Raw genomic sequence first — 1412 nt, forward strand, 5'->3', positions numbered from 1 at the left:
GGGCCGGGGCGGCCGGCGCGGGGGCCTGGGTGGTGGCCGGCGCGGGGGTGCCGGCCGACTTGGCGCTCGGCGTCGGGCTCGGTGAACCACCCGGGTCCAGCAGGTGGTTGACGCCGCCCAAGACGTCGTCGATCAGCCCGGCCCGGTGGACCGTGTCCGAACCGCCGGGGGCGGCGGAGCGGGCGGCCGACGGCGTGGTCGCCGGGGTGGTGGCCGCGCCGGTCGGGGCGCCGGTCGGCGTCGCGTCGGCGCTCGGCGTACCGGCCGGCGCGGAGGGCTGCTGGGTGGGCGCGGTGGTCGGCGTCTGGGTGGGGATCGCGCTCGGCCCCGTCGAGGTCCCCGTCGAAGGCGCTGTGGAAGGCACCGTCGAGGGCGCCGTGGACGGACCGGGCGGTGGCTCGGGCAGCTCGCTCTTGGGGACGGGCGTCTCCAACGGCGCGACGTCCGGCACGGTGGCGGGCGCGGTCCCGCAGGGCTTGCCCGCCGTGGACTCGGCGACGGCCGGGTTGGGGGTGTACGCGGCGGCCATCAGCAGCGCCGTCGGCACCGCGGCCATCGCCAGCGCGCGGCCTCTCAGCCGGACCCGGACGGGCGTGCGCGGCGCCGCGTGTCGACCGGCGCGCTGCGGTTGGTCCTCCGACGCGCTCACCGCGCCTCCTTCGGGTCCACGGCGACGGCCTGCTCGTTCGACGCGGCCTGTGCGGGCAGCTTCGCGGTGGGCGCTTCGGCGGCCGCGGGCTCCGTGGCGACGCTCCCGGCGACGACCGCGGTCTCGGCGACGGCGGCCTCGGAGGCAGGGGTTTCGGAGGCGAGGGCCTCAGGAGCAGGGGCCTCGGTGGCGACGCTCGCGGCGACGGCGGCCTCGGCCGCCTTCGGCTCCGGCAGCGGCGCCCAGGACGCCATCAGACCGCCGCCGATCAGACCCGGCAGCAGCGCCAGGCCGAACCCGGCCAGGTTGGAGACCGGGATCGAGACCAGCGTCAGCAGGGTGGTGGCGACTCCCGCGAAGACCCGCACGGTCGGCTGGAACCACGCGGTCAGCCCGAGCACGATCAGCAGCACGCCGATGATCAGCGATCCGGCGCCCGCCGTGGTAGCCATGGCCACCGTCATGCCGCCCAACGAGAGCTTGGCGTAAGGGAAGTACATGATCGGGACGCCGGCGATCATGGCCAGCAGGCCGCCGTAGTACGGCCGCGTCCGACGGAAGGTACGGAACACCCGGCGCAGCCACTGGACGGGGTTCTCGTGCTCGGCGGGCCGGAATGAGGCAAGGGCGCTGGACACGGTGCAGCTCCTCGATGGTGTGAACGAGGGATGGACGAGACACGGGATCCGGCGACGGCACACGCGCCGCCACCGGTCTTTCAGGTGCCGTCGGGGCGGCGGACCGGGCCCGGTCCGCCGCCCGT

Annotated in this window: 1 protein-coding gene and 1 pseudogene; both read right to left on the reverse strand. The window is 76.3% G+C overall.

Annotation, left to right across the window (positions count from 1 at the left end):
• A pseudogene (locus ACFV6I_RS26135) lies at nt 1–649 on the reverse strand (hypothetical protein); the annotation flags it as partial.
• Nucleotides 646–1287, reverse strand: coding sequence for a DUF6114 domain-containing protein (locus tag ACFV6I_RS26140; protein ID WP_380427966.1), 642 nt, complete (start codon nt 1285–1287; stop codon nt 646–648). The gene ACFV6I_RS26140 and the pseudogene ACFV6I_RS26135, both read right to left, overlap by 4 nt.
• Nucleotides 1288–1412 lie beyond the last annotated feature (125 nt).

Source organism: Kitasatospora sp. NPDC059803, from assembly GCF_042732255.1.
Lineage (GTDB): Bacteria > Actinomycetota > Actinomycetes > Streptomycetales > Streptomycetaceae > Kitasatospora.